At 43.0% G+C, this 26,219-nt stretch carries 23 protein-coding genes; 11 read left to right on the forward strand and 12 right to left on the reverse strand.

Features of this window, described 5'->3' with window-relative positions:
- Window position 1: 1 nt before the first annotated feature.
- On the forward strand, window positions 2–802 hold the full coding sequence (locus BLW16_RS05410; protein ID WP_090555544.1) for a M90 family metallopeptidase: 801 nt from the start codon (window positions 2–4) through the stop codon (window positions 800–802).
- Here BLW16_RS05410 and BLW16_RS05415 read toward each other — a convergent pair.
- From BLW16_RS05415 to BLW16_RS22940, 3 genes are all read right to left on the reverse strand, one after another.
- Window positions 785–1,774, reverse strand: a complete 990-nt coding sequence (locus tag BLW16_RS05415) for an alpha/beta fold hydrolase (protein WP_090555545.1) — start codon at window positions 1,772–1,774, stop codon at window positions 785–787. The two genes, BLW16_RS05410 and BLW16_RS05415, sit on opposite strands and share 18 nt — an antisense overlap.
- Before the next feature lie 169 nt (window positions 1,775–1,943).
- Window positions 1,944–4,265 carry a TonB-dependent receptor gene (locus tag BLW16_RS05420; RefSeq protein WP_090555675.1) on the reverse strand — a complete coding sequence of 774 codons (2,322 nt, stop codon included), beginning with the start codon at window positions 4,263–4,265 and terminating at the stop codon, window positions 1,944–1,946.
- Window positions 4,266–4,458: 193 nt separating this feature from the next.
- Complete coding sequence (locus BLW16_RS22940; RefSeq protein WP_139298260.1) at window positions 4,459–4,797, reverse strand: hypothetical protein; 339 nt, start codon at window positions 4,795–4,797, stop codon at window positions 4,459–4,461.
- A 157-nt stretch (window positions 4,798–4,954) separates the two neighbouring features.
- Between BLW16_RS22940 and BLW16_RS05430 the strand changes: the two genes are divergently transcribed.
- From BLW16_RS05430 to BLW16_RS05445, 4 genes are all read left to right on the forward strand, one after another.
- Window positions 4,955–5,608, forward strand: a complete 654-nt coding sequence (locus BLW16_RS05430; protein WP_090555547.1) for a TetR family transcriptional regulator C-terminal domain-containing protein — start codon at window positions 4,955–4,957, stop codon at window positions 5,606–5,608.
- Window positions 5,609–5,614: 6 nt separating this feature from the next.
- Window positions 5,615–6,916 (forward strand): ABC1 kinase family protein, encoded by a 1,302-nt coding sequence (locus BLW16_RS05435; protein WP_090555548.1) that lies wholly within the window; start codon window positions 5,615–5,617, stop codon window positions 6,914–6,916.
- Window positions 6,913–8,358, forward strand: a complete 1,446-nt coding sequence (locus BLW16_RS05440) for an SDR family oxidoreductase (RefSeq protein WP_090555549.1) — start codon at window positions 6,913–6,915, stop codon at window positions 8,356–8,358. The genes BLW16_RS05435 and BLW16_RS05440 overlap by 4 nt, the downstream gene beginning before the upstream one ends.
- A gap of 229 nt (window positions 8,359–8,587) precedes the next feature.
- Complete coding sequence (locus BLW16_RS05445) at window positions 8,588–8,980, forward strand: response regulator transcription factor (RefSeq protein WP_090555550.1); 393 nt, start codon at window positions 8,588–8,590, stop codon at window positions 8,978–8,980.
- Here the strand turns inward: BLW16_RS05445 and ku are convergent.
- Window positions 8,977–9,747: a non-homologous end joining protein Ku gene (gene ku, locus BLW16_RS05450; protein WP_090555551.1), complete on the reverse strand. Its 771-nt coding sequence runs from the start codon at window positions 9,745–9,747 to the stop codon at window positions 8,977–8,979. The genes BLW16_RS05445 and ku overlap by 4 nt on opposite strands.
- A 166-nt stretch (window positions 9,748–9,913) precedes the next feature.
- On the opposite strand from ku, the gene BLW16_RS05455 reads away from it, so the two are divergent.
- Complete coding sequence (locus BLW16_RS05455; protein ID WP_090555676.1) at window positions 9,914–10,681, forward strand: dienelactone hydrolase family protein; 768 nt, start codon at window positions 9,914–9,916, stop codon at window positions 10,679–10,681.
- 19 nt (window positions 10,682–10,700) lie between these two features.
- Here BLW16_RS05455 and hisS read toward each other — a convergent pair whose 3' ends face one another.
- From hisS to pdhA, 3 genes are all read right to left on the reverse strand, one after another.
- Window positions 10,701–12,092, reverse strand: coding sequence for a histidine--tRNA ligase (hisS, locus tag BLW16_RS05460; protein ID WP_090555677.1), 1,392 nt, complete (start codon window positions 12,090–12,092; stop codon window positions 10,701–10,703).
- A 71-nt stretch (window positions 12,093–12,163) separates the two neighbouring features.
- Window positions 12,164–13,822 (reverse strand): pyruvate dehydrogenase complex dihydrolipoamide acetyltransferase, encoded by a 1,659-nt coding sequence (locus BLW16_RS05465; RefSeq protein WP_090555552.1) that lies wholly within the window; start codon window positions 13,820–13,822, stop codon window positions 12,164–12,166.
- Window positions 13,823–13,851: 29 nt separating this feature from the next.
- On the reverse strand, window positions 13,852–14,847 hold the full coding sequence (gene pdhA, locus BLW16_RS05470; RefSeq protein ID WP_090555553.1) for a pyruvate dehydrogenase (acetyl-transferring) E1 component subunit alpha: 996 nt from the start codon (window positions 14,845–14,847) through the stop codon (window positions 13,852–13,854).
- 234 nt (window positions 14,848–15,081) lie between these two features.
- Between pdhA and BLW16_RS05475 the strand changes: the two genes are divergently transcribed.
- Window positions 15,082–15,633 (forward strand): C40 family peptidase, encoded by a 552-nt coding sequence (locus BLW16_RS05475; RefSeq protein ID WP_090555554.1) that lies wholly within the window; start codon window positions 15,082–15,084, stop codon window positions 15,631–15,633.
- 80 nt (window positions 15,634–15,713) lie between these two features.
- On the forward strand, window positions 15,714–16,844 hold the full coding sequence (locus BLW16_RS05480) for a CapA family protein (protein WP_245735131.1): 1,131 nt from the start codon (window positions 15,714–15,716) through the stop codon (window positions 16,842–16,844).
- On the opposite strand, the gene BLW16_RS05485 is transcribed toward BLW16_RS05480, so the two are convergent.
- On the reverse strand, window positions 16,841–17,026 hold the full coding sequence (locus BLW16_RS05485; protein ID WP_090555555.1) for a hypothetical protein: 186 nt from the start codon (window positions 17,024–17,026) through the stop codon (window positions 16,841–16,843). The genes BLW16_RS05480 and BLW16_RS05485 overlap by 4 nt on opposite strands.
- Before the next feature lie 121 nt (window positions 17,027–17,147).
- Here BLW16_RS05485 and BLW16_RS05490 point away from each other — a divergent pair, with 121 nt between their 5' ends.
- On the forward strand, window positions 17,148–18,074 hold the full coding sequence (locus BLW16_RS05490) for an SPFH domain-containing protein (RefSeq protein ID WP_090555556.1): 927 nt from the start codon (window positions 17,148–17,150) through the stop codon (window positions 18,072–18,074).
- Between the two features lie 142 nt (window positions 18,075–18,216).
- Here BLW16_RS05490 and BLW16_RS05495 read toward each other — a convergent pair whose 3' ends face one another.
- From BLW16_RS05495 to BLW16_RS05510, 4 genes are all read right to left on the reverse strand, one after another.
- Window positions 18,217–20,370 (reverse strand): carboxy terminal-processing peptidase, encoded by a 2,154-nt coding sequence (locus BLW16_RS05495; protein ID WP_090555557.1) that lies wholly within the window; start codon window positions 20,368–20,370, stop codon window positions 18,217–18,219.
- A gap of 194 nt (window positions 20,371–20,564) precedes the next feature.
- Entirely contained in the window at window positions 20,565–21,242 is a 678-nt protein-coding gene (locus BLW16_RS05500; protein ID WP_090555558.1) for a hypothetical protein, read from the reverse strand.
- Window positions 21,243–21,281: 39 nt separating this feature from the next.
- Window positions 21,282–22,124 carry an isoaspartyl peptidase/L-asparaginase gene (locus BLW16_RS05505; RefSeq protein WP_090555559.1) on the reverse strand — a complete coding sequence of 281 codons (843 nt, stop codon included), beginning with the start codon at window positions 22,122–22,124 and terminating at the stop codon, window positions 21,282–21,284.
- 5 nt (window positions 22,125–22,129) lie between these two features.
- The gene (locus BLW16_RS05510; RefSeq protein WP_090555560.1) at window positions 22,130–23,005 is read right to left on the reverse strand and encodes a cyanophycinase; all 876 of its coding nucleotides are present in this window, start codon (window positions 23,003–23,005) and stop codon (window positions 22,130–22,132) included.
- A gap of 377 nt (window positions 23,006–23,382) precedes the next feature.
- On the opposite strand from BLW16_RS05510, the gene BLW16_RS05515 reads away from it, so the two are divergent.
- A complete protein-coding gene (locus BLW16_RS05515) occupies window positions 23,383–23,565 on the forward strand; it encodes a hypothetical protein (RefSeq protein WP_090555561.1) in 183 nt (60 codons plus the stop codon).
- Between the two features lie 18 nt (window positions 23,566–23,583).
- Window positions 23,584–26,211, forward strand: coding sequence for a cyanophycin synthetase (gene cphA, locus BLW16_RS05520; protein WP_090555562.1), 2,628 nt, complete (start codon window positions 23,584–23,586; stop codon window positions 26,209–26,211).
- Window positions 26,212–26,219: the final 8 nt, after the last annotated feature.

A 26,219-nucleotide genomic window follows, 5' to 3' on the forward strand; every position in this document is an offset into this window, starting at 1 on the left:
CATGACCCCATATTATATTTTAATTGCGGCATTTGTAGTTGCCCTGTATTTTATTTTCAGAAAACCAAAGCCAAAGCAAATTACAGCGGAGGGTTTAACGGAGCCGGACAGGCAACTGCTTTTAACGCATGTTGCCTATTACCAGAAACTGGACGCAGGCGGAAGGCGAAAGTTTGAAGCGCTGCTGAATGATTTCCTTAGTGATGTACATATTGAAGGTGTCGGGATTACCCCTGCGCCGCTGGACAGACTGCTGGTGGCTTCCAGTGCAATTATTCCGGTTTTCGGATTTGAGCACTGGAAGTATCAGAATCTGGGTAGTGTATTGCTGTACCCGGATACTTTTAACAAAGATTTCCAATTCGAAGGCGGAGAGCGAAATATCCTGGGCATGGTAGGAACGGGATATATGAACGGACAGATGATCCTGTCTCTTTCTGCATTACGTGAAGGATTTTCCGTCTCGGCAGGTAAGGAAAATACCGCGATACATGAGTTTGTTCACCTGCTGGATAAATCTGATGGTGCCACAGATGGTATTCCTGAAAACCTGATGCCGCATCAATATATCATTCCATGGGTAAAAATGATCCATCAGGAGATCAGCAGGATTGAGCGCGGCAAATCTGACATCAATCCTTATGCAATAACAAATGAAGCGGAATTCCTTGCTGTAGTGTCTGAGTACTTCTTCGAAAATCCGGAGCAGTTCAAAGACAAGCATCCGGAGCTTTACCAGATGCTTGCAGATACTTTTCTACAGGATCCTGCGCATAACCCCTTTTTAAAGGCCTCCCAATAAAGCAACGATAAACTCCGTGGGCACTTCCAGATGCGGAATATGTCCACAGCCATCAAATTCTATCAGTTTAGCTTTAGGTATTTTGGCTGCTGTCTGTTTGCCCAGGAATTTATACTGTCCGTGAGCACCCTGCTCTTCAGGGCTTAACAATCCTTTGCCGACAACGGTCTTATCATCCTTACCGATAAAAAGAACGGTAGGCACAGTAATGTTCTGAAATTCGTAGACAACAGGCTGCTCGTAGATCATGGTAAAAGTCATTGCCGCTACCTTTGCGTAACGCGGAAAATCAGCACTATAGGTAACGCCGGCACCAATCCTTACCAGCTCGTCGTACTCAGGTTTCCAGGCCGTGAAATAAGAACTCTGATAATATCTCTTTATACTTTCGGCCGTAGCTTTAAGCTCTGTTTTGTATTGCTCTTCAGTAGTTGCATAAGGAACAAACTGACGGTAATCCTCCAGTCCTATAGGATCTTCCAGTAATAACTTTTCGGTGTTCTGAGGATACATCAGGGCAAATCTTGTTGCCAGCATGCCACCCATGGAATGTCCGAGGATATTCGCTTTTTGAATACCCAGCGTATCTAACAGCGCTTTATTCCAGCGGGCCATCTGGTGAAAACTATAATGTATATACGCTTTTGATGATTTACCAAATCCTATCTGATCGGGAACTATCACCCTGAATCCCCTGCCTGTTAAAGCCCTGATCACATTTGTCCAGTAATATCCGCCAAAGTTCTTTCCATGAAAAAGGACCACAGTTCTTCCATTTGCATTTTGTGCTGGTGCCACATCCATGTAGGCCATCCGGATATCCTGTCCTTCAGTATGGATAGGAAAATACTTTACCGGATAGGGATATTTAATATTTTCAAGGGTGATAGAGAGGGTATCTGTCTTTTGTGCAAATGCAGACAGCGACAGACAGAATAGCAGGATGGATGACGCAAAAAGTTTTCTGAACATATTGTTTGATTTTCCCCTATGAAACAACCATAGGCTGATGAAAGTTCTAAAACTACAGATTATTTACAACAATTCCCTATTTATGGCGAACACCTGCCCGGGCAAAAAAGCCGGTAAAACAAAGCCCCGTCCTTTAAAAAAAGGCGGGGCTTTTGCCTTGTAGGCCAGCTTATTTTTTTAGCGTAAAAGGAATATTCACGCCAAAGGTGATGTTACGGCCCATGTTATAGATTCCAAGTGTAGGGTCCTCGTCACTCAGCCTGCCTGGTTTAAAGCGGCTCAGGTGATCATAGTATGCTTTATCCAGTAGGTTCTTACCCGCAGCATACACAGTGATGACCTGGTTTTTACTGAGTTTCAGCGTAGTGCCGATGGCAGCATTTAACAGGGTATAACCTGCTGTAGGTGTCTCAAAACTATCAATCTTGCTTTGTCTCCAGAAATTATCTATCCCAACAGAAATATAGGAATGTGATGTTCCTGCAATCTTCGGTTCGAAACGCAGTTCATTGCGTAAGGAAGCGGCAGGAGTAAACGGAAGTGACTCTTTTGTAGTGCGGTTTGTAGCCCTGGTATAAGAAAAGCTATTTTCAAAATGGATGAGACTAACGGGGTGCAGGGTTAAGGTCGCTTCTATTCCGCGCAGGAATGCATCATCCTGAACAAAATTGTATACAGGGTAATCCCTGTCATCCACTGTGATATTCTGACCGCTGGTGCTATAGTAGATATAGTTATTGATGATATTGGCAAACGCCCCCAGGCTTGTGCTCACATACTGGTTCTGGTATTCAAACGAAGCATCGGCCTGATAACTTTGCTCCGGCTTTAAATCCGGGTTACCTACCTCGTAACGGTAAGCGCCTTCATGCACGCCGTTTGCAGATAACTCAGCAATATTCGGTGCCCGGAAAGCACTTCCGGCATTGGCCTTAAAGCTAAATGCATCATTAAATTCATGGGTGTACCCCAGGGCTCCTGTTACGTGTGAGAACTTATTGCTGAAGGCATTGAACTGCGCATCCCCATCAAATGCTTTACCTGTCATTTTCCGGTAATCAAAACGGACTCCGGCGTTGAAGGTATCGTTATCCCATGTTTTCTTGATATAAGCAAATCCACCGAAAGCCTTTGAGTCATAATCGGGGATCAGTTGTTCAGCACCAGTAGTATTTAAACTGTGCATAAACTCGCCTGAGGCACCCAATACCGGCGCCCAGCCATTCACTTCTTTAAATGAATATTTCAGGTCATAACTATAGGTATAGCTGTTCAGGAACAAGGCAATCCCATCATCCCCGGGACCTTCCAGTTCTCTGCGGAGATTGTGCTGAAAACCAAGTGTTGCTTTTAAGCTGCCGTCACCCAAAAGGATATTACTGTTCATAGCAATCTTGTAATGACGAACGTCTTGTTTAGGATAAGCCAAAGTCCTGTCTTTATTCTGGGCATCTGTAAAGGTATTCCCATCGTCATCAACCAGTTGTCCTGCATCATTTCTTACAGGCTCATAAAAGCCAATGTTTGTACGGAAACTAGACGCATCTAAATGCGCATAACCCCATTTTTTGTTCAGCCCGATCTGCCCTTCAAAGTTAGTTTCATTAAATCCTGAGTTCGGAACAAATTCAGTAGGGGTTTTATAGGAGTAGGCATTTTTATATGACCCGCGCACTTTGTAGATCAGCCCGTTGTCATTGCCCTGAAGCATCAGTGAGCTTCCTGTAAGCCCGTTGTTGGTTGCGTAGTTGGTCAGGAACTCGCCTCTTATCGTTCCGTCAGGAGCAGGCAGGCCATCGAGGATATTGATTACTCCGCCCAGGGCGTCGGAACCATACATTAAACTCGCAGGTCCTTTTAAGACCTCTACATGGTCGGCACTGTACTGATCAATCTCGATACCGTGTTCATCACCCCATTGTTGTCCCTGTTGTTTTACCCCGTCACTAACGGTAACCACACGGTTATAGCTTAAGCCGCGGATCACCGGTTTGGAGATACCGGGTCCTGTAGTGACCTGGGAAACTCCCGGAACACGGGAGATCGCATCAATCAGGTTGGTAGATGGGTGATACAGCAAATCAGCTTTGCTCACTGAGGATACCGAGGTGCTGTTCTTGCGGTTGTCGGAACTTGATGCTGAGCCGGTGATGACCACCTCCCTGCCTTCAATTACACTTGGCTGTAAGGCAAAATTAAGGGCAGCCGGATTGGCAAGGTCCACAGATTGTGTGATGGTTTTATAACCTATATAACTTACCTGAACGAGGAACCGTCCGCGGGCAGGCACATTTTTTATTACAAATTCCCCGTTCTGATTCGTGGTCGCAGATGTGCGCAGATCAGGAATGGAGATTGCCGCACCCGGCAACGGTAATTGTGTTTGTGCATCGGTGATCCTGCCCCGGAATTCGGTTATTTCGGCTGCAGAGCTGGGGCTAAAAATAAAAACGGATAACAGTACGACTAAAAATAGAAGTATCTTTTTCATATAGAATATATTTATGGCTAAGAATGCTGTACAGGTCAGTTGTATCATCTGCCCATGCAAAATCATTTTAGCTTATGACATTTGTGTATGTGTAAAATAAGTTGGCCCTGTAAATCCATTGTTGTTGGAAATACATTATGATTCCATTCCGCGTAAGCAAAAGCCCACACAGTTATTAATGTTTTGGGAATAACTAGACTACAGGAGGACCGCGAAGAGAAGACCCTCTTAAAGCGGTATAACTGGCACTGCTCAGCGCATAGGTTCTGATAAAAACTGTACCCGTAAGTTTAACATGGAAGGAAGTACTGCTGGTGTAATAATCCTTTTCAAAATGAGCAGAACAGATCAGACAGTTATGGCTCTCATTGCCGATATGCGTCTTGTGCATACATATTTTACCGTATTTGGCGCAATTCGGCTCCTCTTCAGCATGATGGTGAAGAGTGCCCCATGGAACAAGTGCTATGGCAAATACCCAAAGCATCAGGACCGCAAAGAATTGGTGAATATGTAAGCGTTTATTTTTCAATTGTTTGTAAAAGTAACAAAATATGTGCGATTCGTGTAATTCTAAAGTAACATTGCCTTTATAAAACCTCAAAAACAATAAATGCCGTATATATCTTTACTTATGGCATAGTAACTGTGCTGACCTTTAGGTTTATTCTTTAACTCATACAAATTACATGACAACGGCTCAGCAAATAAAAAACGGTTATATCGATTACGTACTCACGCATGATGAACAGCCAAAATCTGTTTACAGCTTCGTAAAAAAATTAAAGATTCCGGAGGCTGAATTCTATCAGTTCTACGCCTCTTTTGAAAGTATAGAGAAGCTCATCTGGGCCGATCTCACTGTAGAGACCTTAGATACCATACGTCAGCAGGAGGTATGGGCCCAATACTCCTCCCGCGACAGGATGCTCTCATTTTTCTACAGTTACGTTGAGGTGCTGAAAAGGCAGAGAAGCTTCATTGTTTACAGCCTCAGACAGCATTCTGCCAAATTTGCCACTCCGGCGGTACTGTCAGGTGTAAAGCCCATCTTTGAAAATTTTGCGGAGGAGCTGATTAGTGAGGGACTGGAGAGCGGGGAACTTGCCGACCGTAAATTCCTGACCAAAAGATATAAGGATGCACTCTGGATCCAGTTTGCTTTTATTATCAATTTTTGGGTAAATGATGATAGTATCGGGTTCGAAAAAACGGACGAAGCCATTGAAAAAGGCATCAATGTAACGTTCGACCTGTTTCAGCGCTCCCCGCTGGACAATTTAGTGGAGTACGGGAAGTTCCTGTCCAGAAATGGCGGATTTACAGAAAAAATGAGGAAATAACAACAGATGAACGAACAGAACAGTATTCCTGTTACCAAGGCAGAGCGCTCTGCCAAATTTGTGAAAACAGGATTCCAGATCGGCGGAAACTATATTAAACATTATTCTAAAAAGCTTTTTAATCCTGATTTAGGCAGGGATGAACTGAATGAAGACAATGCTACAGATATCTATAAATCACTGAGCGAGCTGAAAGGAAGTGCCTTAAAGATTGCACAGATGCTGAGTATGGATAAAAACATACTTCCCAAATCATATGTCGACAAGTTTACACAATCTCAGTACAATGCCCCGCCGCTTTCCGGCCCGCTGATCGTCAGGACATTTACAAAGAATTTCGGAAAAACACCCGAAGCCATCTATGATAAATTCAATATCATCTCTACCAATGCCGCCTCAATTGGCCAGGTACACCAGGCGGAACTAAAGGGAAAAAAACTGGCGGTGAAGATCCAGTATCCCGGAGTGGGCGATAGTATTTCTTCGGATTTAAAACTGGTAAAACCTTTTGCCTTTCGTTTACTGGGGATGAGTGAAAAGGAACTGAACATCTATATCAAAGAAGTAGAAGAGCGTTTGCTGGAGGAAACAGATTACGAGCTTGAGGTACGCAGGTCAATAGAAATTACGCAGGCATGTGAAGTACTGGACAACGTAGTTTTCCCAACCTATTATCCTGAGCTTTCGGGCAAGAGGATTATTACCATGGACTGGATTGACGGACTTCATTTAAAAGAATTCCTTCAGACCAACCCTTCGCAGGAGCTGCGCAATAAGATTGGCCAGGCCCTGTGGGATTTTTATAACTTTCAGCAGCATGAGCTCAGGGCTGTACATGCAGATCCTCATCCCGGTAATTTTATGATCACCCCGGATGAGAAACTGGGAGTCATAGATTTCGGCTGTATCAAAGAAATGCCGGATGATTTTTATGTGCCTTTCTTTTCGCTCATCTCTTCTGATGTGGTGAAGGATAAGGAAAAAACTATAGCTGCCTTTAGAAAACTGGATATGATCCATACCGCCGATACACCCGCGCAGATAGAATTTTATTATAAAGCTTACCTGGAAATGATCCAGCTTTTTGCCAAACCATATCTCAGTACAACTTTTGATTTCAGCCAGCCTGAATTCTTTACGCAACTATATGCCTACGGGGAAAAAATTGCTAAGATGCCTGAATTTAAACAGGCAAGGGGCGTAAAACATTTTATTTATGTAAACAGAACGAATTTTGGCCTGTATACCATATTACAGGAACTAAAAGCCGTTGTTCGCACGGATACCTTTAAACCCCATATTACATGAAGATACTGCTAACCGGTGCAAATGGATACATTGGAACACGTCTTTTGCCTGTTTTACTTGAACAGGGACATGATGTGATCTGTATGGTACGGGATAAGCGCCGTTTTGCAGAAGAATCTGATTTCGGAGACCAGGTTAAGATTATCACCGGCGACCTGCTGCAGCCGGAAACCTTAAAAAGTATACCTGAAGATATCGAAGCTGCCTATTACCTGGTGCATTCGATGTCTACCGGTGGCAGTGGATTTTCTGAGCAGGAATTTGAATCGGCCATGCATTTTGTAAAGGCAATCCAGCAAACATCCTGCCGGCAGCTGATCTATCTTACAGGAATTGTCAATGATGATGATCTTTCCAGGCATCTCAGCTCAAGACTGGCCGTAGAAAAAGAACTGAAGAAATCAGGAATAGCCTATACCATTCTGCGCGCAGCGATCATCATCGGATCAGGAAGCGCCTCTTTTGAAATTATCCGTGATCTCACGGAAAAGCTGCCTGTAATGGTTGCCCCCAAATGGGTGAATACCAGATGCCAGCCTATCGGAATACGTGATGTGCTGGGTTATCTGAGTGGAATATTGATGAACGAGAAGGCCTTCAATGAGACATTTGACGTCGGTGGTCCTGACATTCTCACGTACAAGGAGATGATGCTGCAGTATGCGGCATCACGGGGACTAAAACGATGGATCTTTACTGTACCAGTTCTTACCCCGAGACTATCCTCACTTTGGTTAAACCTGGTGACAACGGTGCCCTACCAGTTGGCCCGCAGTCTGGTAGACAGCATGAAAAATGAGGTAGTTTGTAAAGATGACCGGATCAAAGACGTTGTACCAAGAGCATGCTTCAGCTATAAGAAAACGCTTAAACTGGCATTTGAAAAGATTGAGCAGCACTCCATTGTTTCGAGCTGGAAAGATGCTCTGAACAAGGGCTACCTGGATACGTCATTTATGGATCAGGTAAAAGTGCCGCAAAAGGGTACACTGGAATATAAAGTGAAGATGCCCTTTGAGCGAAAAGCGGAGGAGGTGTTTGAAAACGTGTGGGGAATCGGTGGTACCAGGGGATGGTATTATCTCGACTGGCTCTGGAGCTTCCGGGGCTTCCTTGACAAGCTCTTTGGAGGGGTAGGAACAAGGAGAGGCCGTACCAGCAATACATCTCTTCGTGCAGGCGATGTACTGGACTTCTGGCGGGTACTTCTCGTGGACAGGAAAAACACGAGACTGTTGTTGTATGCGGAGATGAAAGTTCCTGGAGAAGCCTGGCTCGAATTCAAAATTATCAGTTTCCATGGAAAATCATACCTGTCACAGGTAGCTACCTTCAGGCCATCCGGTCTGTGGGGAAGAATGTACTGGTATGCCATGTATCCCTTCCATCTGGTGTTGTTTAAGGGCATGGCCAGGAAGATCACCACTTATCAGCCAAAATAAAAGGGTATAGTCGCCACAACTATACCCCCTTCTAACCTAAAAACTTATTTATAAGACATTCCATAATGCAAAAGGTTTGAAAGCACAACTATTAATTTCTATGTATAGATGTAATACGGGACCTCAGTCCCTTTTTTTATCCCGCGAAAGTCTTTTGTTTATAATATTTTTGAAATAACTAAACATAATCCATATAGATAAATATATTTGTAGACAAATTATTATTGTTTTGGACATACTTCCACCATCCTGTAAAAATGTACTTGTAATAGAAGATAATCACGCCATTCTGGATGTGATTACTTTGATCCTTCAAAGCGAGTCCTATAAGGTGACAGGCTTAAATAAAAGTGCCGATATGATGAACCATATCGAACAATTCAAGCCAGATCTGATTATTTTAGATATTATGCTGCCGGATGGTGACGGCAGGGATCTTTTAAAAACATTGAGATCCGATGCTAGTACAGCTTATATTCCCGTCCTGATGATCTCTGCAAGATATACGGCAGACAATGTACAGCATGGGGAGTTCAAGCCAAATGGCTTCCTGTCAAAACCGTTTGACATTGATGATCTTTTAGACAGAATTGAAGGTATCCTTGCCGGAAAAACCTACTAAGCCCCTTTTCTTTTGTCCAGGCTTTGCATGAGTTGCGTATACAAATCATCACTGGTGTCTTCTCTGGGTTTAAGTTTTTTAACCGTAGCCCTTTTGCCTTTGGCCTTGGCTTTGATGATCTTTAACAGGTCTTTACTATATTCATCCTTAAAACTTTCAATGTCAAATTCAGCAGTAAATTGTTTGATCAGTGCCAGACCCATATCCAGTTCCTTTTTACTCACCGCACTGATATCAGGCACTTCAAGTTCTTCATATCCCCGCACCTCTTCCTGAAAGCGTATTTTGGTCACCACAAGTACTTCTCCGAGGGGATGGATCACACACAAATTCTCCGTATTTCTGAATACGAACCTTGCTACTCCGGCCTTACCAGATTTAATCAATGCCTTTAATAACAATGCGTAAGCCTTCTTGCCTTGTTTTTCAGGTTCTGCATAATAGGAGATTTCATAATAGATTGGATTGATAGCATCGAGATCCACAAAGTTTTCCAGTTCAATCATCTTTGTTTTTTCCGGACTGGCATCCTCAAAATCATGCTCATCCAGGATCACATATTGGCCGCCGACGAGGTATCCCTTTACAATTTTATCATAGGGCACTTCTTTATTCGTGTTTTCATTTACCCTTTTAAACTTGATCCTGGAATGGTCCTTACTATCCAGCATATCCAGGTCCAGATGGCTGCTTTGAACAGCTGAGTATAACTTTACCGGAATATTTACCAGTCCGAATCCTATAGATCCTCTCCAGAGTGTTCTCATAACCAATTGATTTTATCTGTTTTAACAACATTGGTTATTTTTTGTTTTGTACGTTTTGATACAGCCCCGCCATTATACTTCTATATCCTTTCAGCAATCTTATGTATTCTATATCTTTGTTGCAACTATTTTAAATTGCAGATTGTTATACGTAGAAAAAAATAAAATGAAAGCACTTTATACCATGGCTCTTACGCTAACTGTTTCCCTCACTTATGCCCAACTCAAACCGGTCTCTTACTTGGATGGCGATCAGAAACTGAACGGATTTTCTATTGCCCCTGCGAAAGGGACAATGAAAAAAGCCGGGATACTCATCCTGCCCGCCTGGATGGGTGTTGACACCCATTCGAAAAAAGTTGCCGCAGAGCTTTCAAAAGCAGGCTATTACGCTTTTGTTGCGGACATCTATGGTGAGGGCAATTATCCCACTGACATAAAAAGTGCAGCTGCGAAGTCCGGCGATTACAAGAAGAATATCACAGCATACCACCAGCGTATTAAACTGGCTATGCAGGAACTCATCAGCTCCGGGGCCGATGCTTCCCGGATAGTGGTCATTGGTTATTGCTTTGGCGGTACAGGCGCGCTGGAAGCCGCAAGGGAGAACTTTCCCGTTAAAGGTATAGTTGCATTCCATGCTGGCCTGGACAGGGACAGCACACGCACGATAAAGCCAATCAGCACCAAGGTGCTGGTGCTGCACGGGGCCGATGATCCATATGCGCCAATCCCGCAGATACTGGCGTTCCAGAAAGAGATGAGAACTTCAAAAGCAGACTGGCAAATGATCTATTATGCAAATGCCGTACACGCATTTACAGAGCCTGAAGCCGGGAACGATAATTCAAAAGGTGCTGCCTACAATGCACTTGCAGACAAAAGGTCATGGAAACATATGATGATGTTCCTCAATGAAATACTGGCCAATTAGGCAGTATTTCATTTATATGCTATTGTTGCGGTTTCAGTAAAGCAACAATAGCTTCCTGTGAGAGCTTTTGCTGTTCGCCTGAATGCATATTCTTTAGTGTAAGTATCCCGCTCTGCATTTCGTCGCTTCCAATCAGCACCACATATGGAATTGATTTGTCATCAGCATAACTCATTTGCTTTTTTAGCTTTGCTGAGGAAGGATAAAGTTCAGCGGCAACATCTGCCTCCCTTAACTGCTGTAAGAGGGGCAGCGCATATAATTCAGCTTCCCTGTCAAAATTACTGATCAGCACCTTCGTTCCTGCCGCAGCTGATTCCGGGAATAATTTTAATTCCTGTAAAACATCGTAGATGCGGTCTGCCCCGAAGGAGATCCCTACGCCTGTCAGCCCTTTCAGGCCGAACATTCCGGTCAGGTCATCGTAACGTCCGCCACCACAGATACTTCCCATGGCCACTTCATTGGTTTTCACTTCAAAGATACAACCTGTATAATAGTTTAACCCGCGTGCAAGGGTAATGTCAAGTTCAAGATCAGGTTTTTTAAGGGCACTGGCAGACAGCAATCCGTTTACATAGGAAAAGACAGTCTCAATCTCTTCAATACCTTTTAGTCCAACTGAAGAACCGGCCAGCACTGCCTTCAGGCTGCTTAATTTCTCTTCGTTAGTTCCTTCCAGTAAGATTACCGGCTTTAACTGGTCAATATCCTGATCAGTAAAACCTCTTTCTATCAGTTCTTTGGTTACTCCTTCAAAACCAATTTTATCCAGTTTATCAATCGCTACGGTCATATCCACGATGAGTTCCGGCTTGCCAATGATCTCTGCGATGCCGGAAAGAATCTTCCGGTTATTGATCTTAATGGTAAAATCTGTCATGCCCAGGTTGCTCAGTGCCTCCTGGTAGATCAGCACAAACTCGGCTTCATTCAACAGACTTTCAGAACCCACTACATCTACATCACACTGGTAAAATTCGCGGTACCTTCCCTTCTGGGGACGGTCGGCACGCCATACCGGCTGAACCTGAAAGCGCTTGAAAGGCAGGGCAATGTCATTCTGGTGCATGACCACGTAACGTGCAAAGGGCACGGTCAGGTCATAACGTAATGCCTTTTCACTGATCGACGAAATGAGTGCATTAGAGTTCATTGCAGAAAGATGTGCGGTATTGGCCTTGGAAAGGTAATCGCCCGAATTCAGGATTTTAAAGATCAGTTTGTCTCCTTCATCACCATACTTGCCTGTCAGAGTGGAGAGATTTTCCATTGCAGGGGTTTGTATCTCTGCGTAACCGTATTTCTTAAATACCTTTTTAATGGTATCAAAAATATAATTACGTTTCACCATTTCCTGGGGTGAAAAATCACGGGTTCCTTTAGCTAAGGACGGTTTAATATTCGACATGGCTGCAAAAGTACAAAAAGTAAAAGGCATAAAAAAAGCTGCCGAAGCAGCTTTTTAAATATTAAGGTTTATTAAACCAATAATCTTACCGGTTCTTCCATCAATGCTTTGAATGTTTGCAGGAATGCAGCACCCGTCGCCCCGTCAACCGTACGGTGATCACAGCTCAGTGTAACTTTCATTATATTTCCGGGAACTACAGCACCATTTTTAACAACCGGTACCTGTGAGATTCCTCCAATTGCAAGGATACAGGAATCAGGTGTATTAATAATTGCAGTGAATTCATCGATTCCAAACATACCTAAGTTAGAGACGGTAAATGTAGACCCTTCCCAGTCAGACGGCTGTAGTTTTTTGGCTTTTGCACGCTGTGCGAAGTCTTTCACTTCTGCAGAAATACGTGATAAAGATTTACCATCAGCAAAACGCACTACAGGAACAAGCAGACCGTCCTCTACAGCAATTGCCACACCAATGTTCACATGCTCATTGTAACGGATCACATCACCTCTCCATGAAGAGTTCACATTTGGATGTTGTTTTAAGGCAACAGCAACTGCTTTTACAACCAGGTCATTGAATGATAATTTCACAGGAGAAAAGTCATTCATCTTCGCACGTGCAGCTATAGCAGCATCCATATCAATACTCATCGTAAGATAGAAATGTGGTGCTGTGAATAAGCTTTCAGATAGACGTTTTGCGATTACCTTACGCATTTGCGATACCGGTTTCTCTGTATATTTTTCTTCGCCTATGTATGCAGCCATAACAGGGGCAGCTTTCTCTGCCGGAGCAGCACTGCCTTCAGTAGCTTTTGCAGGAGCAGGCTTGAAGTTTTCAATATCTTTTTTGATGATACGTCCACCATCAGCACTACCTGAAACCTGTGAAAGATCAATTCCTTTATCTTTTGCGATTTTTTTTGCAAGCGGAGAAGCTTTTAGGCGGGAGCCGTCAGCATTAGCCGGCTCAGCACTTTCTGCTGCCTGTGGTTCAGCAGCAGGAGCAGCCGTTTCCTTAACAGGAGCGTCAGCAGTTTTATCAGCAACCGGTTTTGCAGGAGCATCGCCCTGATTCAGTATTCCGCTGATGTCAAATCCTTCAGGACCAACAATCGCGATGATACCATTAACCTTTGCAGCGCCACCTTTTTCTACACCAATGTGCAGTAAAGTTCCGTCTGCATAGCCCATTACTTCCATAGTTGCCTTATCGGTTTCTACGTCAGCCAGGATATCATCATTTTTAACTTTATCACCTACCTTTTTATGCCATTCAGCGATTACGCCTTCAGTCATGGTATCACTTAACAAAGGCATACGCACAACAGTTACACCTGCTTTTTCCAGGTCTGCATCTGTTAACGCTGCGCCGGCAGCTTCAGCCTTAGGTGCTTCTTTTTCTTCAGCAGGTTTTTCTGCAGGAGTTTCTTCCTTTGCAGGAGCAGCAGTACCTTCAGCATCCAGAGCAGCTTTATAATCTTCTCCTTCTTTACCTATAACAGCAATCACTGCATCTACAGGAACGGCTTTACCTTCTTCTACACCAATAAACAGCATTACACCATCCCAGTAAGATTCCAGATCCATGGTTGCCTTATCGGTTTCCACTTCAGCAAGTACATCACCACTTTTTACTTTGTCGCCAACTTTTTTGTGCCACTTAGCCATCACCCCTTCGGTCATGGTGTCGCTCATTTTGGGCATTTTAACTACTTCAGCCATTCTATATTTTATATTGAAAGAGTTCTAAATTAATCCATAATATATGGATAGTCGGATTGTACGTATACATCAGTATATAGTTCTGATGCTTCAGGCCAAGGAGACTCTTCGGCAAATTTAACGGAGTGATCAACAGTCTCTTTCACTTTAGCCTCGATTTCTTCAAACCAGGCTTCGTCAGCATACTTTTCTTTCAGTATTACTTCTCTTACCTGCTCAATCGGATCTTTAGCTTTATATTCTTCTAACTCGTCTTTTGTACGGTATTTCGCAGGGTCAGACATAGAGTGTCCTCTGTAGCGGTAAGTTCTCATTTCAAGGAATGTTGGTCCTTCGCCATTACGTGCACGCTGAGCAGCTTCATCCATTGCGTTGTGAACAGCAACAGGATCCATCCCGTCAACCGGTGCGCATGGCATATCGAAGCCTAAACCGATTTTGTAGATCTCCGTCATGTTTGTGGTACGTTCAACAGAAGTTCCCATAGCGTAACCATTATTCTCACAAACAAAGATCACAGGAAGTTTCCATAACATAGCCATATTGAAAGTTTCGTTCAGTGCGCCCTGACGAACGGCACCATCACCCATATAGCAAACATTCAGATTTGAGGTTCCTTTATATTTTTCAGCAAATGCAATACCTGCACCCAAGGGTATCTGTCCACCCACAATTGCGTGTCCGCCATAAAAATTATGCTCTTTGCTAAACATGTGCATTGAGCCACCTTTACCTTTGGAGCAGCCAGTAGCCTTACCATACATCTCGGCCATAATGCTGTCGGCACTTACGCCTAATGCAAGGGCATGGGCGTGATCGCGGTAAGTGGTAATCATAGAATCTCCAGGTTGAAGCGCTGAAATCGCTCCGGCGATTACCGCCTCCTGACCAATATATAGATGACAAAAACCACGGATTTTTTGTTGTCCGTAAAGTTGACCAGTTTTCTCTTCGAATTTACGCATCAGCAACATCGACTCGAACCACTTCAGATAGGTATCCTTATTAATTTCTACTGCACTCATTTTTGGCTATTGATTTTATTTATGAGAGCAAATCTACTTTTTTATTGCAATAAATCGAAGAAATACTGTAAAATGAACGAGATGTTTACATATTAATGTTAGGAACTTAGTTTTTTAAACAAATTACATTTGGATAACATATCTAAATTACATAGTTTTGAAAACCTAACAACAAGCCCCCGGTGGTGTAAGTTTAAGTGCAAGTACCTGTTTACCCAAACTTAATAGCGTAACATGATAAAAAAGTTTTTGTTTTCTACTCTTATTGCACTGTGCAGCATTACTGCTCTAAATGCACAAACAGCAAAAGAAACCAATAAAACAGAAGATCCTGATAACCTGGCATCACAATACTTTGGGCAGGTTATGGGTGTCGCGGTAGATGCGACATCAAACATAAAGCTTTACAAATTCATCTATGAATGGATAGGCACTCCTTACAGTTTCGGAGGAAACACCAAGAAGGGAATCGATTGTTCCGCTTTCACCAAAGCAATCTATGATAAAGTTTTCAATACTACACTGTTAAGAAGTTCAAGGGATATCTTCAGCATGGTAGATCCTTTATCTAAGGAAGAACTAAAAGAAGGAGACTTGGTTTTCTTCAAAATCAAAAGCTCAAGAATCACACATATCGGAATTTATCTAGGCGATGACCGCTTTGCACATGCCTCTTCATCCCGTGGAGTGGTGATCAGTAATCTTACTGAACCTTATTATGCCCGCTACTTCTACAGGGGAGGCCGCGTCATAGAATCAGCAAAGAAACAGCTGATCGAAGAATAAGTTGATTTTACACCTTAAATTATATGGTCCTTCTAATTATTTTTAGAAGGATTTTTTTAATTTGAAACGTTAGCATAAAAATGACAGGCACTAAACAGCACCAGCACTTCAGGATAAAATTCCTGGGATATACCCTGCTGGGTATGATCACCGTGCCCATCCTGATGAGCTGCGCCGGTAGTTCAAACACCATAGGACAGCCTGCAGAAACCGATACCATAAAAAGAGCAAAAAAAGATACCATTTCTGTTGTTGCCGTTGGCGATATCATGCTCGGTTCCGCCTATCCCTCATCCACAAACCTCCCGCCTGACGACGCTGCCGGAAGCTTTAACAAAGTAAAACATTTTTTAACCGGAGATATTGTCTTCGGAAATCTTGAAGGATGTTTCCTTAACCAGGGGAAATCTACGAAATGTAAAGACACTGTGGGCAACAGCTGTTTTGCTTTCAGAATGCCTGAACGTTATGCTGCCATCTACAGGAATGCAGGCTTTAACCTGCTGAGTGTAGCCAATAATCACATTGGCGACTTTGGTGCGCAGGGAAGAAAACGAACTACGGAAATATTGGACTCACTTGAAATACACTATGCAGGACAGATCAGCCATCCCTATACCATTTTTGAAAAAGATAGTGTTAAATATGCATTCTGTGCATTTTCTCCCAATGACTACACCCTACCCATCAACAATATTGATAGCGCGAAACAGCTGGTATCTTTTTTAAAGGCCCAGGCAGACATTGTAATCGTCTCATTCCACGGTGGCGGCGAAGGTGCAAAGTTCGAGCATGTGATCAGGGCGAATGAGATCTTCTACCAGGAGAACCGTGGAGATGTATATGCCTTTTCACATGCCGTAATTGATGCTGGTGCCGACCTGGTTTTGGGACACGGGCCGCATGTAACCCGGGCCGTAGAGGTCTACAAAAATAAATTCATTGCCTATAGCCTTGGCAATTTCTGCACTTATGGTCAGTTTAATTTGAACGGCCCCAGTGGTTTTGCGCCATTGATGAATATCAAATTGAATAACCGGGGAGACTTTCTTTATGCCGATGTGGTTTCTACCAGACAGACCAAACTCAGCCGCCTGACGATCGACGCGGGCCATACTGCATTTAAGAAGATAGTTTCCCTTACAGCCGCTGATTTTATCGGCAACCGCCTGTCCTTTTCTAATCAGAGGATCCAGCTAAAACAGGATTAGGCCTCGTCTTTAGTGTTTTTAACCAGACCGATACCAGAGAAGAAAAAGACCACTCCGATTAAGCCCGATACAAGCAGTGCACGGGTATTTGCATCGTGTTTCACAAATCCATAACCGGTATAGATCAGGCCAATGATACCCAATATTGTTAAAATTGTTCCGAAAGTACGTTTTACATTCATAGCGTTAATGTTAATTCTATGCTCTCATACAATATCTGTGCCCGTTAATTTGAAACCCATAATATAGCTCTGCTCCTAAAATTTCGTATCTTGAAGAAGTTTAAATTTTAAATGTTCTATTATGGGTTTAGGTTTGTTGATTTTTCTTTTTGTCGTTGTTGTAGTGCTGTTCAGCTCTTTTGTAACAGTGAAACAAGGCACCATCGCAGTGGTCACAATTTTTGGTAAATACAGGCGGCAGCTGAGTCCCGGCCTCAGCTTTAAAATTCCGCTGATAGAGGTAATCCACTCCAGGATTTCTATTCAGAACCGTTCAGTAGAACTTTCCTTTCAGGCGGTAACACAAGACCAGGCAAATGTATATTTTAAAGCTATGTTACTTTACTCCGTCCTGAATCACGACGAGGAGACCATCAAAAACGTAGCCTTTAAATTCGTAGACGCAACCAACCTGATGCAGGCACTGATCCGTACGATCGAGGGCTCCATCAGGGCCTATGTAGCTACACAGAACCAGGCTAACGTACTTGCCCAGCGCAACGAGATCGTTATGCATGTTAAAGAACAGATCGACAAAGTACTTGAATCATGGGGTTATCATTTACAGGACCTTCAACTGAACGATATTACCTTTGATGAAGAGATCATGCGCTCCATGAGCCGTGTGGTAGCTTCAAATAACCTGAAGGCCGCAGCGGAGAATGAAGGTCAGGCTTTACTCATCACCAAGACAAAGGGTGCGGAAGCCGATGGTAATGCAATTAAAATTGCAGCCGCAGCTGAGCGGGAGGCCGCCCAGTTACGGGGACAGGGTATTGCTCTTTTCCGCGCTGAGGTTGCGCATGGTATGACCAAAGCCGCGCAGGAGATGGAAGAGGCGAACCTCGATATCTCTGTCATCCTGTTTACCATGTGGACAGAGTCTATCAAACATTTTTCTGAAAACAGCGATGGTAACGTGATCTTTCTGGATGGTTCTACCGAGGGAATGAATAAGACCATGAAGGAAATGATGTCGATGCAGCTGGCGAAACCGAAAGACTCATAAATTCTTTACCGGGAGATGATCCGGTGGGTAAATCTGTTAAAAATAAAAGGATGTGTTATATTCCGACCTCGCGTCCTTTTGCGCAGCAAATTAATGCGGTCCGAATATAACACATCCTTTATAAACTGGGAAGATCCCTTTTTTATTTCTTAAGCCGGATGAAATCAGCCATCACATGCATGGTCTCATCTTCAACAAAATCAAAGGTCTCATCCTTCTTGATCTTGTCACCTTTTTTCACCGCAGCCAGTCCTCTTGAAGCCCTCATCTTATTGATCTTCTCTAAGGTTTTAACTTCAATGCTGTCTCTTTCAGCTTTCAGCTTATTTTCATTGAGTGTCACAGAACTTTCTGTATCACGTTTTTTCATGTCTTCAATGTCCTGGACCAGTCCTTTGTAGTCCAAAGATTTTTCCATTCTCTCGTTATGAAGTTTAACCAGCTCCGGTTTGATGGCAGTCAGATCGGCTACCGCTACAAAGTTAGACCGCTGAACTTCATCCCATGGTAATGCTGAAGCTTCTGTATCTTCCCCGATTTTGTCCATAGGATAGAAAGAAGGAAGTACAATATCAGGCATCACGCCTTTGTGTTGTGTGCTGCTACCATTTACACGGTAGAATTTGGCCATTGTCAGATTGATCTGCCCCAATTGAGGTGTGGAATCCTTAACACCTTTAATGGCCAGGCCTGATGAATTTGGCCCTTTTTGAACCAGGGCAGCCAGACGCTGAAGGATAGACGGATTAACTAGTTTATTTAAGTCGATAGAAGACTGCACCGTACCTTTACCATAGGTTTGGGTACCCACAATTATTCCCCTGCCATAATCCTGTATTGCGCCGGAGAAGATCTCAGATGCAGAAGCACTCAGCCTGTCTACCATTACCCCAAACGGACCATCCCATGCAACACCCGGATGTTCATCCTCACTCACTTCAATATTACCTTTTAAGTCTTTCACCTGAACCACCGGGCCTCTGTCGATAAACAAACCTGTCAGATCTATAGCTTCTACCAATGATCCGCCTCCGTTAGCACGCAGGTCCATTACGATGGCATCTACTTTATCCCTGGTTTTCAGTGTATCAATCAAAAGCCTTACGTCACGTGTTGTACTTTTATAATTAGGATCACCTGCATTGGCAGCTTTAAAGTCGGCATAAAACCCGGGAACGGTAATGATACCAATCTTATATGGCTTTCCATTAGACTGGATAGTCTTCACTTCTTTCTTGGCTGACTGGTCTTCCATTACGATCTTTTCTCTCACCAGTTCAATGCTTACCGGTTTAGACGACATTTCATGTCCTACAGGAATGATCTTCAACCTCACTTTAGTACCTTTTGGGCCTTTTATCTTTGCAACAGAACTTTCGATCCTCCACCCGATAATATCCTCAAAATCTCCTGTTGCCTGTGCAACGCCTATGATCCTGTCGCCCGTATTCAGCAATTTACTTTTAAAAGCAGGTCCGCCCGGGATAATTTCATCGATTTTTAAAACATCGTTCTCCAGCTTCAGACGGGCACCGATACCTTCAAATGAGCGTGCCATGTCTTCATTGAACTGCTGCGCGTTGGTTGGATTGAAATAATTCGTATGTGGGTCAATCGTTTCAGTAAATGCATCCATTACAGTCTGGAATACATCCTGGTTGTTCAGTTTTGAAGATTGCGATTTAAGGTTCTGATATCTTTTTGTTAATGTCTCTACATTTTTTGCTTCAGCTGTACCTGCAATATTCAAATTGATCAGCTCGTACTTCACTCTTTTTTTCCAGATTTCATTCAGGTCTGTTGTATTATTTACCCATGGCATTTTCTCCCGGTCAAATACATAAGTATCATTCTGGTTGAAATCATATTTATCTTTAATATGAGCTATTGCATAATCTAGCGTCTCATTATATCTTTTAGAGTAAACATTAAAGATATAAAATGGTGCACTAAGATCACCCGCCCTGAACTGGTCATCCAGCGTGGTTCTAAACTGCTCAAACTCTTTGATATCTGAAGCGAGGAAATAGCTTCTGTAAGGATCGAGTGCCTTAACGTATTTGTCTAATATCAGAGAGGAAATAGAATCGTTCAGCGTCAATTTTTTATAATTGTAGTTCTCTATAAGCGCCACAATCTCTTTACATACCAAACTCTGCTGTTCATCAGGCTTAATATTAGGGATTCCTTCAACCAGCTTCTGTGGTTTTGGAGCTGCCTGACACGCTAATATGGCTGCAGTGAAGGTTACCAGTAATATTCTTTTCAACATCTCTTTAAATAATTTAAAATCCATTTTTATAGTAAGAACCAATATGATACCAATTTCTCAAATAAACAGAAAAGAGACAGTATAATACTGTCTCTTTTCTGTAATCTTTACCAAATATAATTAAATACTTTATAAATACATGGTTCTGACCATTGTATAGGACATTTGAGTAGGATACAAACAGTTATTCCCTAATATAAGAAAAAACAAAGAATTATTTACATTACCCTTTTCTTCTCCGCAATCGTGGTCCTTGCCTGCTTGATCTGTCCCCTGAACTGACTGATATTGGACGTTCTGGCAAAAAGTTCTGCCCTGTTGATATCTTTGATAGCAAGCGTATATTCCTTCTTCCTGATCTTAACCTGCACAAGGCCGAGTATAGAATCTATATAGGAGGTATTATTGTTGACTTGTCTTGCTAAAATTCCCTGCTGGGTATAAAACCACATTGACTGTGTCAGTTTATTTGCAGCCAGGTAAATTTTACCCAATTGACTGTAAGAAGCCATCTGCCCGGTCCTGTTTCCAAAACGCGAATAGGTTTTGAGCGCAACATTTAAGACAACCTGTTCTGCTTCTGTATAGTGTTCCAGTAAATAATGGACATTGCTTAATCTTAAAAGAGAGGCACCATAACGGGAGAAATTGCCAGAATTATTATATTCAAACGCAGCCTTTCCGAAAAGGGTCAGCGCATCATTCAGATCACCACTTCTTTCATTTTTTTCCGCCTCCTGGAAATAAACATCTCCTTCCGCTTCATCCGCTCCGGATGTAGCAATACTGATTGAGCTGCCACCAGAATTGGCATCCTGCTGAGTAAAAGTATTTGTTTGTGCCATTGCCGAGCCGGAAAAAATAAGGCCAATCAATGCGAAACATAGTTTATGCATGTAACAAAGATATGTCTTTTTTAATTTATATAACCTTTTTTAGTTGAATACCTGCAAGTTATCATCGAACGAAGCCCACACCATATAGGGGTGGGAATCCGTATGATATACCTCACCCGCCGCCGTAATGCCAATGACTCCGGCAAAACCATTTATTGCTTTAAGTTCTGTGAAGGTTTTATCGCAGGCATCTTTCAGGGAAAATCCATCCGTGACACGGGTAACTATTCTGGCAGATAAAGCAATGCTCACAATGTCTTCGCCCACACCTGTACAGGAAATCCCTGCAAATTCATTTGCATAATTACCGGCAACAGTGGCTGAATCACTCACCCTGCAGGGAATTTCGAAACCTTTACCGCCGGTAGAGGTGGCCGCAGCCAGATTGCCCGCTGCATCCAGCGCTACACATCCCACGGTTCCCTTATTATTGAGCTGGTTAAGTTTGAGATCATATTCCGACTGACGCTGCGGTGTTATAGGATTAAAGCCGGGATAGCCATTCTCCCTTGCAAAAGTTATCGCCCCTTCTCCGCTCAAAACGCTATCGGTGTAATTTAACAGCAATGATGCTACCTGAACAGGATGTTGTACATCCTGAATATTGATCACCCCTCCGAATTTCTGCGTCTTACCATCCATGATGGAGGCACTTAGCCTCACCTTTCCGTCACTTTGGATCTGTGATCCCAGTCCTGCATTAAAAAGGAGGTCGTCTTCCAGCAGGCTCACCGCAAAGGCAACGGTTTCTAAAGCTGTGTGCGACTGCAGATACCCATAAGAAGCAGAAACAATTTCAGCCAGGGCATCCTGCTTCGCCTTTTTCATTTCCTGGTTCGTAGCAGATTCACTAAAAAAACCTCCATGAATGATTAATTTCATTGCGATTAGAATTGAGGTACAACTTTGGGATGATGGATTGTCAGCTGGTGGGCAGTAAGGTCATAAACATCACCGTCACACATGACATGCACAATCATATTCTTGATCGATACCGGCTGTCCCATTTCAACATCTGTCAGATTTGTATCGCTCATATGCCTTCCGTCTACCAGGATCACCATTCCCGAACCGATAGCTTCCATCGTATTCCCATTCGAAATATACAAGCCCGTATCTTCACCCAGGCCAATACCAAGAATTCCAGGACTGCTTGCAGTAGCATAAAGAAGCCTGCCAATACGCCCCCGCTGTACAAAATGTGTATCTACGATCACGCCATCGATAAAGCCTAACCCCGCAGTAATCTTAACTTCTCCTTTTAACAGGGCGTCTTTACTGTTACCCTGATAGATCATATTTTTTGAACTCGCCGCAGCTCCCGCTGAAGTGCCCGCGATCACAATCTCTTCGTTTTCGTATTTATCCAGCAAGATTTGGTGTATAGCAGTACCTCCAAAAATAGAGGACAGACGCAGCTGGTCACCGCCTGTAAAAACAAGCACTTCCGCCGCTTTTACACGCTCACAATTTGCCAGGTCATTTGCCTGTTCCCTATTGCTGATATTTAGCACACCTACATTATGTACATCCAACTGGGCAAAAGCCTTGATATACTCTTCGCCAACTTTTTCAGGAACCAGGGATGCCGTTGTAATGATCTCGAAACGCGATGCCGTATCCTTTACAGATTCTGTAGTAATACGTTTTAATATGCCTCTCTCAAAAAAATTCATATTCTGAGGGAGCCCGAATTGAGTCTCAGTAAAACTGCCGGTATTTATCGCACCACCAATAATAATCAATTTACCTTTTGGAGCCATTTTATTTGTTTTCTTGTCCTAAAATTTCAAATATATATTCAATAGTTTAATTATTACCATATTTTCATTAGTAAATATTTGTTTTTTTCGTGTTTGTCCATTGTTTTTATTGGTTCTCAAGAGAACGCTTCGCTTAGTTTTAATGGTTATGAAGCTTGCATGAGCTTGCAGCTCATTTAGGTTTCATTAGTAAATACCAATTATTAGAAGAAATGAAATTTAATGAATCACATTCCTGCCTGTTAAAGGTAGATTAATATTTTTTTCATTTTAAATTGACATTGTTTGATTAGATTTATCGACATTTTATGGTGAATGTATTTCACCGGTCATTTTGCATTTTTTGCAAAAAATATTTATACATTTAATGCTGCCGTTTGAAAATTTACTTAAAAAAACCACTGGTAACACAAGCGGAAAAAGCATTCAGATACGACATCCTGTTTAATTTATCTGCTTCACGTTCAGAAAATCAAACGGCGGTTGCCGGCTTTGCAAGCTTCATGACCTATAAAACCGCCGAAGGCAGCTGGAAGGCAAAAAACAAAAAATACTACTGACAAAACAATAAATATCATATGAAAATACTCGGCATTCAAGTGCTAAGGGGACCAAACATCTGGTCAATCAACAGGAAAAAATTAATACAAATGAGATTGGATCTGGAGGATATGGAACAGCGTCCTACAAACTCAATTGAAGGATTTGGTGATCGCCTGGAAAAAATGCTCCCGACTTTATATGGGCACAGATGTTCGAAAGGAGAGCCGGGCGGTTTCTTTGCCCGTGTAAAAGAAGGAACATGGATGGGGCATGTAATAGAACATATTGCCCTGGAAATCCAGACCCTTGCGGGAATGGATACCGGTTTCGGAAGAACACGGATGACCAAAACCGATGGGATTTACAACGTTGTGTTCAGTTATCTCGAAGAAAAATCAGGCATCTATGCTGCTGAAGCCAGCGTGAAGATCGCAGAAGCCCTGATCAACGACCAGGATTATGACCTGGAATTTGATATTCAGCGTTTAAGAGAGCTAAGACAAATGGAGCGCCTTGGTCCGAGTACGGGATCTATTGTGGACGAGGCCATCGCCAGGGATATTCCATGGATCAGGCTGAATAAAAGTTCCCTCATACAATTGGGCTATGGCAAGAACCAGGTGCGGTTCAGGGCCACCATGACAGAAAAAACAAACAGTATTGCTGTTGACATTGCCGGTAATAAAGATGAAACCAAACGGATGCTGAAAGATTCTGCCATCCCGGTAGCTAAAGGTGTTACTATTTCTGAAATTGAAGATCTTGATGAGGCCATTAAAACTGTAGGTTTCCCATTGGTATTTAAACCCCTTGATGGTAACCATGGAAAGGGCGCAACGATTAATGTCAAAACTTCGGAGGCTGCAAAAGAGGCTTTTGAATATGCGAAACAATATTCGAGAAGGATCATTATAGAAAGCTTTATTACCGGATATGACTTCAGAATCCTGGTCATAGACAATAAAATGGTAGCCGCTGCTTTGCGTGTGCCTGCGCATGTGACAGGAAACGGAATCCATACCATACAACAATTAATCGATAAAGAAAATGAAGATCCGCGGCGCGGGTATGGACATGAAAATGTGCTCACTGAAATCCTGGTAGACCGTGACACACTGGACTTGCTGGCAAAAAAGGAATATACGCTTGAAACCGTAGCACCTAACGGCGAGCTGGTCTATCTCAAATCTACAGCTAACCTGAGTACCGGCGGAACTTCAATTGATGTCACAGACCTTGTACATCCTCAGAATATTTTTATCAGCGAACGCATCTCCAGGATCATTGGTCTTGATATTTGTGGAATCGATGTGATGGCGCAGAACCTCACGCAGCCGCTTACAGAAAACGGCGGGGTGATCCTTGAAGTAAATGCTGCCCCCGGATTCCGGATGCACCTGGCGCCAAGCGAAGGATTGCCAAGAAATGTAGCCGCTCCCGTGATTGATATGTTATATCCTCCCGGCAAATCTGCCCGGATACCTATTATCGCCATAACAGGCACCAATGGTAAGACTACTACTACACGCCTGGTTGCTCATATCGTCAAGAGCAATGGCACACGTGTAGGATTTACCACTTCGGATGGTATATACGTACAAAATACAATGCTGATGAAGGGCGACACCACCGGTCCGGTGAGCACAGAGTTTATCTTAAGAGATCCTACAGTGGAGTTTGCGGTACTGGAAACTGCCAGGGGTGGTATTCTCAGGGCAGGACTCGGATTTAACCGTTGTGATATCGGTATCGTAACCAATATCCAGGAAGATCACCTCGGCATCTCAGATATCCATAACCTGTCAGACCTTGCCAGGGTAAAGGGAGTTGTGATCGGTTCTGTCAAAAGAGATGGCTGGGCTGTGTTAAATGCAGACAACAAATACTGCGTGAAGATTGCCCAAAGTGCAGATTGCAAAGTGGCATATTTTAGCATGGATGAAAATAATCCGGTGATCGTGGATCATTGCAAAAAAGGAGGCACTGCGGCAATTTATGAAAATGGCTATATCACTATTAAAAAGGGCGACTGGAAAATAAGGGTGGAGAAAGTCACCCATATTCCCCTAACCTTTGGCGGAAGCGTAGAATTTATGATCCAGAATGTATTGGCAGCAACCCTCGCTACCTTCCTTTATGGTTATAAGATTGAAGATATCCGTATGTCACTCGAAACATTTATTCCATCCGCGGCACAAACACCGGGAAGAATGAATATTTTTAAGTTTAAGGAATTTAAGATCCTGGTTGATTTTGCACACAATCCGGATGGATTTACCGGGATCAAAAATTATCTAAAAACGGTAGAAGCTACTGAACATATTGGCGTGATCTCCGGAACGGGCGACCGAAGAGATGAGGATATCAGGGAAACTGCACGTATTGCGGCGCAGATGTTTGACAAAATTATCATCTGCCAGGAGAAATACCTCCGCGGCCGCCAGCAGCAGGAACTCATCGATCTGCTGATCTCAGGTATACATGATATAAATCCTAATATGGAGATCATTATTAATAATGACGGGGCTGAGGTTTTGCAGTTCCTGGTTGCAACGGCAAAATCAGGATCGTTCATCACGATTCTGAGCAATACGATCGATAATGCAATTGACAGGGTATCCGAATATCTTGACAAGGAATTTGGCATCTATAATTCAAAATAAAACTATAA

It is taken from the genome of Pedobacter hartonius (assembly GCF_900107535.1).
In the GTDB taxonomy this organism is placed as follows: domain Bacteria; phylum Bacteroidota; class Bacteroidia; order Sphingobacteriales; family Sphingobacteriaceae; genus Pedobacter; species Pedobacter hartonius.